Source organism: Skermanella sp. (assembly GCF_059503625.1).
Window position 1 is genome coordinate 1 of the sequence record NZ_JCACHA010000928.1, and the last position, 7,255, is coordinate 7,255.

Genomic DNA, 7,255 nt, shown 5'->3' on the forward strand with positions numbered 1-7,255 from the left:
TCATCGGCAGGTTCGGATGGTCGGCCTTGGTCAGCCGGGCGCCGTTGGGCGCCACGGCTAGAGTGACGGGTCGAAATTGCTCGGTCACGGCAAAGGCTCCATGGTTTCATCGTCTACCGCCATGCTAAACACCCTGGACAACCGCGACGGCAAATAGAAAGGGATCGAACGATGACGGTGAAACGCCGCACCTATGTCGTTGGAGTCGGTATCGGTCTGAAGCCCGATGAGATCAAGGTCGAACACGATCTGGCCGTCGTCCATCTGGGCGATCCGCCCTTCTTCATGGCGGTCGCCCCGCCAGGCGACAAGCGGGAGCCGGTGATCGAGCTGTCCGTCGGCGGTTTCCTGACCGATCTGGTGTGGCTGACGCCCAAGCGCGCCCAGGGCCGTGTCCTGTTCAGCCTGATCGAGGGTGCGGCCGAAGCCGTCGAGTATGAATTCGAGATAACCGATGACCTTATGGAGAACCCGGAGGAAGCGGTAGCCAGCCGTGGCGTGAAACCGGATGCCGGCACGGGTGGCGCCGGGAACGGCGGCGTCGAGGACGACGGGGCAATCGATCCGGTCGAGGACTTCATCGAACGGGTCAACAACGGCGAGATCACCCAACTGTCGCTGCTGGATTTCGAGACGCTGGAAGACTTCCGCGGCGTCCTGGGCGACGAGATGGACGAAGACGACTTCCAGCATCACCGCGCCGTCATGGACGAGATCGTCGAGGAAGCAAGGGTACGGGGCATTCCGGTGTCCAAGGTAACCGCTTCCGCCGATGAATACCGCCAGTGGCGGGCCGGCCAGCCGGAACGGGAAAGCGGCGTGGAGACCATCCAGGCCTTTGCCGAACACCTGCGCGACCGCAAGCAGCAGGCGGAAGCCGGCTGAGCGCATGGCCGTTTTCGGGTCTTGTTAACCATGATTGCATTATACGGGTCGCAGTAGCGCGCCCTGTATTCCGCCCCCTGTCCCTGTGGAGTTTCCAGCCTAGTGTCATCGTCCTCCCAGGCTTCGTCTTCATGGGCCAAGGCGGCTTCGGTCTATCTCGACCGCCGGATCGTCGCGATCCTGTTCCTGGGCTTCTCCAGCGGCCTGCCGCTGGCGCTGACCGGCGCCACGCTCAGCGTCTGGCTGGTCGAGGGCGGGATCGCCAAGACCGCGATCGGGATGTTCGCCCTGGTGGGGCTGCCCTATACGCTGAAATTTGCCTGGGCGCCCCTGATCGACCGCCTGCGCCTGCCGGTCCTGACCCGGCTGCTCGGCCGCCGGCGCGGCTGGGCGGTTCTGACCCAGTTGGGCCTGATGCTGGCGCTGCTCGGCCTCGGCTCGACCGACCCTGCCGTCGATCTGTGGCGGATGGCGCTGCTGGCGCTGGTCGTCTCGTTCTTCTCGGCCAGCCAGGACATCGTGCTGGACGCGTGGCGGGTCGAGATCCTGGACGAGCGCCAGTACGGCGCAGGCGCCGCGGCCGTCGTGCTGGGCTACCGCATCGGCATGCTGACCTCGGGGGCCGGGGCGCTGTATCTGGCGAGCGTCCTGCCGTGGTCGCTGGTCTACACGATCATGGCGGCTCTGGTCGGCGTCGGACTGGTCACCATGCTGCTGAACCGGGAGCCGGAGATCCGCGTCTCGCCCGAATCGGCGCGGCGGGAGGCCGACGTGGCGGCCTTCCTGGAGCATCGGCCCGGTCTGGCCGGCTGGCGGGCCGAACTGCTGGCGTGGCTGTTCGGCGCCGTCGTCGCTCCCTTCGCCGATTTCATGACCCGGCGCGCCTGGGTCGCGATCCTGCTGTTCATCGCGATCTACAAGCTGGGCGACGTCTATGCCGGGGCGATGGCGACGCCGTTCTACCTGGAACTGGGATTCAGCAAGATCGAGATCGCCAACGTCACCAAGGCCTTCGGTCTCGGCGCCTCCATAATTGGCGGGCTGCTGGGCGGCGTCGTGGTCAGCCGGTTCGGCGTGATGCGCAGCCTGCTGGTCTGCGGCGTGCTCCAGATGGTGTCTAACCTGATGTTCGTCCTGCTGGCCCGTTCCGGCCACGACATCGGGATGCTGACGGTCGTCATCGCGGTCGAGAACGTCACCGGCGGCATGGGGACGGGGGCCTTCGTCGCCTATCTGTCCAGCCTGTGCAACGTCGCCTATACCGCCACCCAGTATGCCCTTCTGTCGTCCTTCTCCGCCGTGGGACGCGACTTCCTGGCGGCGTCGAGCGGCTGGCTGGCGGACAGGATGGACTGGGCGTCCTACTACCTGCTCTCGACCTCGGCGGCGCTGCCGGGACTGCTTCTGCTGCTGTGGCTGATGCGCCGCCAATCGCCGAAGGCCGAGGTGGCGCCGGCTGCTGGTTGAGTAAGCGCCCGGCCTCAATCCGATGTCGGCCGCCCGCGCATCTGCTTGGTCTGGCTGCGCTGGGACTTCGAATCCAGGCGGCGCTTCTTCGATCCCAGCGTCGGGCGGGTCGGGCGGCGGGTGCGGGGGCGGATCGTCGCTTCGCGCAGCAGCTCGATCAGCCGCTCCAGCGCGTCTTCGCGGTTGCGTTCCTGGCTTCGGAAACGCTGGGCTGTTATGACCAGGACTCCGTCGTTGGTCATCCGGCTGCCGGCTAGGGTCGTGAGCCGGGTGCGCGTCTCGTCGTCCAGCGAGGGGGAGTTCCTGGCGTCGAAGCGGATCTGTACGGCGGTTTCGACCTTGTTGACGTTCTGCCCGCCTGGACCGCTGGCGCGCTGGAACGTTTCTTCGATCTCACGCTCGTCGATGGCGAGACGATTGGTTATACGGATCATTGGCATTTCGGGTTTCCCTGCTGCGCGCCAATTTAGTGGGGGCAGGCACCGGCATAAACAAGGGATTTGATCGATGAGCATCAAGCTGACTGGTTTCGAGACCGGGGAGGGCAAGCATCTGGTGGTCCTGCACGGGCTGTTCGGATCGGCTCGCAACTGGAATACGGTCGCCAAGCGGCTGGGCGCCCAATATCATGTCCACGCACTGGATATGCGCAACCACGGTGCTTCGCCCTGGTCCGACGACATGTCATATGCCGGCATGGCCGACGACATCGGGAGCTATATCGAGGACAACGGCCTGGGGCAGGCATCCGTGCTCGGCCACAGCATGGGCGGCAAGGCTGCCATGGTACTGGCCCTGCTGCACCCCGAACTGGTGGAAAAGCTGATCGTCGCCGATATCGCACCGGTCGCGTACCGGCACACGATGATCTCCTATGTCGACGCGATGCGGGCGGTCGACCTGTCCACCGTGACCCGGCGCGGCGAGGTCGATGCCCAACTGGCCGCCGCCGTCCCCGAAGCGCCGATCCGCAGCTTCCTGCTCCAGAACCTCGTCGCCGAGAACGGCGTCTTCTCCTGGCGGATCAATCTGTCGGCGCTGGCGGACCGGATGGACGAGATCACCGGTTTCCCGACAGCCGACTTCGCTAACGGCCGGTTCGACAAGCCGACGCTGTTCGTGGCCGGCGAGCGGTCGGACTATGTCCGGGCGAGCCACCACGGCGAGATCCATCGCCTGTTCCCGAACGCGCGGATCGAAACCATCAAGGGCGCCGGCCACTGGCTCCACGCCGAACAGCCGGACCGCTTCGTCGATATCGTGCTGGGTTTCCTGGACGGCCAATCCTAAGGCCTATGGCTCAGGCGGCAGTGCTCAGGCGATCGAACCCAGGGCGACCGTGTCGATCACCCGGTCCGCCGGAAGCTTGACTGTCGCCGTGGTGCCGACCCCGACCTTGCTTTCCAGCAGCAGGACGCCGTCATGCAGTTCGACCAGCCGGCGGGCCAGGGGCAGTCCCAGCCCCGTACCCTGGTTGATCCGGTTATAGGGGTTGTCGATCTGCCCGAACGGCTGCATGACGACGGCCAGATCGCGTTCGGCGATGCCGCAGCCGGTGTCCCGGACGCTCAGTTCCAAGCCGCCGCCGACGTTCATCCGCGTCGCGATGGTTACCGAGCCGCCTTGCCTGGTGTACTTGACCGCGTTCGAGATCAGGTTGAGGACCACCTGCATCAGCCGGCGTTGCTCGCCGCGCACCAGGGCGGCATCGGGATCGATATCCGCCACCAGTGAAACGCCGCCCCGCGTCGCCTGGGTCCGCGACATGCGGATGCAGGTGGCGACCACGGCGTTCAGATCGACCGTCTCTTCGTCCAGCACCATGCGGTCGGCCTCGATCTTGGAAAGGTCTAGCACGTCGTTGATCAGGCTCAGCAGGTGGTGTCCGCTGTCGTGGATGTCCTTGGCGTAATCGCAGTATGTCCGGTTGCCGACGGGACCCATGGTTTCGGTCCGGATCAACTCGGCGAAGCCGATGATGGCGTTCAGCGGGGTCCGCAATTCGTGGCTCATGTTGGCCAGGAAACCCGACTTCGCCCGGCTCGCCGCCTCCGCTTGCGCCTTGGCCGCGGCGAGCTGCGCCTCCACCGCCTTCCGCTTGCTGATGTCGCGGGCGACGCTGACGATTTCCGCCGGCCCGTTGTAAAGGGTATCGGATGAGGTCGCCGGCACCAGCCGCAGCGTCACCTCGAGCCAGACATAGCTGCCGTTGGCCCGCCTGGACCGGCAGGTGAACATCTGGCGCGGATGTTCCGGTGTCAGGGACTGCATGACGTCCTGTACCGTAGCTATGTCGTCCGGGTGGATGACCGCGGTCAACGACGTGCCGACCAGTTCGTCCGCGTCGAAGCCCAGGATCTCCCGGCACGCGGGGGATACGTAAAGCTGCTGGCCCGACAGGGTCGAGCGCACGATGATGTCCGTCGTATGGCCCGCCAGCAGGCGGAGCTTGTCTTCCTCGACCAGCCGCCTCAACTCGATCAGCAGAAGCGAGCCAAGCAGGATGATGCCGCCCGCCGTGGACACGGCCAGCGGCAGGGCCGCGACCGTGACGAAGTGCCAGGCGATCTCCCGCGTCGGCAGCAGGAAGATCGGCAATTGGCCGAGGCCTCCCGCCAGGGCGCCGAGCAGGACCAAGTCGCGGAAGCAGGACCGCCGGCCAGAGCGTGACGCCTGCCACCAGACCAGCGTGCCCAGCGCGGCGCTCAACAGGATCGATCCGCAGCCCGCCAGCACCGCCGGTCCCCCGATCGAGATCCTGTAGGCCAATGCAGGAACGGCCGATACGGCGGCGGAAACGGGGCCGCCCAGCAGGCCGGAAAGGGCCATCATGACGTTGCGGCCGTCGAGGATCAGGCCGCCGACGCTGATGGGGATCATCATGCAGGCAACCGAGAACATGCCGAAAACAGTCCCCATAAGCACCGACCGCCACCGGCTCCGGTAAAGATGGGAAGCATGGATGATCTGGGAAAAGGCAAGCACCAGCAGAGCAAAGAGCCCGGTATGCTGCGCCAGTTCAATCATGATGTCATGCAGGGGAGGCGAATTGACCAGCACTTGCTTTATTACATCTGCCGCCGTGGGGCCGGGAGCCGCCACTGTAGCGACAATATGCTTTACGCCAAGTTAATCATGATTCGTCCCGGATGACGGCATTTTCCGGCATGGCTTTCACCGGCTCCGGTCCCAGCAATTCCGTCGGCACGTCGTCTTTCAGGTCGACGCCGGACAGCTTCAGCCTCCGTGCCTCCGCCATCAGGAAAGCCAGCTTGCGCGCGGCGAGCGGGATCGCCAGCCCGTCCGGCCGGATGTTTGAGATGCAGTTGCGGTCGGCGTTCTGAAGGCCCGGACGCGGACCGAAGGTCAGGTAGGCGCCCAGGCTGTCTGCCGCACTCAGGCCCGGCCGCTCGCCGATCAGCATGACGGCCAGGGCGGCTCCCAGCGCCGATGCGATCCCGTCCCCCAGCGCCACCCGCGCCTGATGCGCCAGCACGATGGGGGCGATCTTCCAGCCCGGCAGCAACTCGACCGTGGCGGTCAGCAGGGCGGCCGCATGGTCGTGGACCGCCCGCGCCGACAAGCCGTCGGCCAGCACGAACACGGCGTCGTAATCGCCCTTGCGCAGCAGGGGCAGGTCGTCCGGGTTCAGCCGCCGGCCGAGGTCGGGATATTGCAGGTAGGTCGCGCGGTCCGGGGCGGCGCTCCGGACCGTCACGCAAGCCATGCCGGGCAGGCTGGCCGCCATCGCGGCGGAGTCGAAGTCCAGGTGGACGGCATCCCGCGCCCGCGCGTGGGCCAGCTGAAAGTCCAGCAGATGCCGGGTCGGCAGGGCGTCGCCGCTTCGGCCCAGCGCTATCCGGGCGGCTGTGTGGCGGCGCAAGCTCCGCCACGGATCGGACGGCGCTTTGGTTTCCAGGTCGTCAGCCATGATGCGCGCCCTCCGCATAGGTCAGCAGGGTGGCGGCCCCTCCGGCATTCTCCAGGGCCGGACGGACCCTTCCGCCTTCGTCGAGGATCGACATCTTGTGCAGCCACTGCTCGAACTCCGGCGCCGGGCGCAAGCCCAGCACGCTCCGGATGTAGAGTGCGTCGTGATATGACGTGCTCTGGTAGTTCAGCATGATGTCGTCGGCGCCGGGCACTCCCATCACGAAGTTCACCCCCGCGACTCCAAGCAGGGTCAGCAGGGTGTCCATGTCGTCCTGGTCGGCTTCGGCATGGTTGGTGTAGCAGACATCCACCCCCATCGGCAGGCCGAGCAGCTTGCCGCAGAAGTGGTCCTCAAGCCCGGCGCGCAGGATCTGCTTGCCGTTATACAGGTATTCCGGCCCGATGAAGCCGACGACGGTATTGACCAGCAGCGGCTTGAATTGCCGAGCCACCGCATAGGCCCGTGCCTCGATCGTCTGCTGATCGACGCCGTGATGGGCGTCCGCCGACAAAGCGCTGCCCTGGCCGGTCTCGAAATACATGCAGTTGTCGCCCACATTGCCGCGCTTCAGCGCCAGCGTGGCGGCGTGCGCTTCCGCCAGCATTTCCAGGTCGATGCCGAAGCTGCGGTTGGCGGCCTCGGTCCCGGCGACGGACTGGAAGGTGAGATCGACCGGAGCGCCGCGCCGGATCGCCTCCATCGTGTTGGTGACATGGGCCAGGATGCAGGACTGCACGGGGATATCGTAGCGGGTGCGGAACTCCTCCAGCATGTCGAGCAGCCGGATCGTCGTCGGGATGCTGTCGCTGGCGGGATTGATGCCGATCACGGCGTCGCCGCAGCCATAGAGCAGGCCGTCCAGCAGAGACGCCGCGATGCCCTTGGCGTCGTCGTAGGGATGGTTCGGCTGGATTCGGACGCCGAGCCGCCCGGGCAACCCGAGCGTCGTCCGGAACGCGCTGACCACCC

At 66.1% G+C, this 7,255-nt stretch carries 7 protein-coding genes; 3 read left to right on the forward strand and 4 right to left on the reverse strand.

Going from position 1 to position 7,255, the window contains the following annotated elements:
* Positions 1-171 precede the first annotated feature (171 nt).
* Positions 172-885: a hypothetical protein gene (locus AC5JJ6_RS33870; protein ID WP_496046259.1), complete on the forward strand. Its 714-nt coding sequence runs from the start codon at positions 172-174 to the stop codon at positions 883-885.
* A 102-nt stretch (positions 886-987) separates the two neighbouring features.
* Positions 988-2,352, forward strand: a complete 1,365-nt coding sequence (locus AC5JJ6_RS33875) for an AmpG family muropeptide MFS transporter (protein ID WP_496046260.1) — start codon at positions 988-990, stop codon at positions 2,350-2,352.
* Positions 2,353-2,366: 14 nt separating this feature from the next.
* Here AC5JJ6_RS33875 and arfB read toward each other — a convergent pair whose 3' ends face one another.
* Positions 2,367-2,786 (reverse strand): alternative ribosome rescue aminoacyl-tRNA hydrolase ArfB, encoded by a 420-nt coding sequence (gene arfB / locus AC5JJ6_RS33880; protein ID WP_496046265.1) that lies wholly within the window; start codon positions 2,784-2,786, stop codon positions 2,367-2,369.
* 73 nt (positions 2,787-2,859) lie between these two features.
* Here arfB and AC5JJ6_RS33885 point away from each other — a divergent pair, with 73 nt between their 5' ends.
* The gene (locus AC5JJ6_RS33885; RefSeq protein ID WP_496046261.1) at positions 2,860-3,642 is read left to right on the forward strand and encodes an alpha/beta fold hydrolase; all 783 of its coding nucleotides are present in this window, start codon (positions 2,860-2,862) and stop codon (positions 3,640-3,642) included.
* A 24-nt stretch (positions 3,643-3,666) separates the two neighbouring features.
* On the opposite strand, the gene AC5JJ6_RS33890 is transcribed toward AC5JJ6_RS33885, so the two are convergent.
* The 3 genes from AC5JJ6_RS33890 to eutB all read right to left on the reverse strand — a co-directional run.
* Positions 3,667-5,379: an ATP-binding protein gene (locus tag AC5JJ6_RS33890; protein WP_496046262.1), complete on the reverse strand. Its 1,713-nt coding sequence runs from the start codon at positions 5,377-5,379 to the stop codon at positions 3,667-3,669.
* A gap of 106 nt (positions 5,380-5,485) precedes the next feature.
* Positions 5,486-6,283 (reverse strand): ethanolamine ammonia-lyase subunit EutC, encoded by a 798-nt coding sequence (eutC, locus tag AC5JJ6_RS33895; RefSeq protein ID WP_496046263.1) that lies wholly within the window; start codon positions 6,281-6,283, stop codon positions 5,486-5,488.
* Positions 6,276-7,255 (reverse strand): ethanolamine ammonia-lyase subunit EutB (eutB, locus tag AC5JJ6_RS33900; RefSeq protein ID WP_496046264.1); only part of this gene is annotated, 980 nt, incomplete at its 5' end. The genes eutB and eutC, both read right to left, overlap by 8 nt.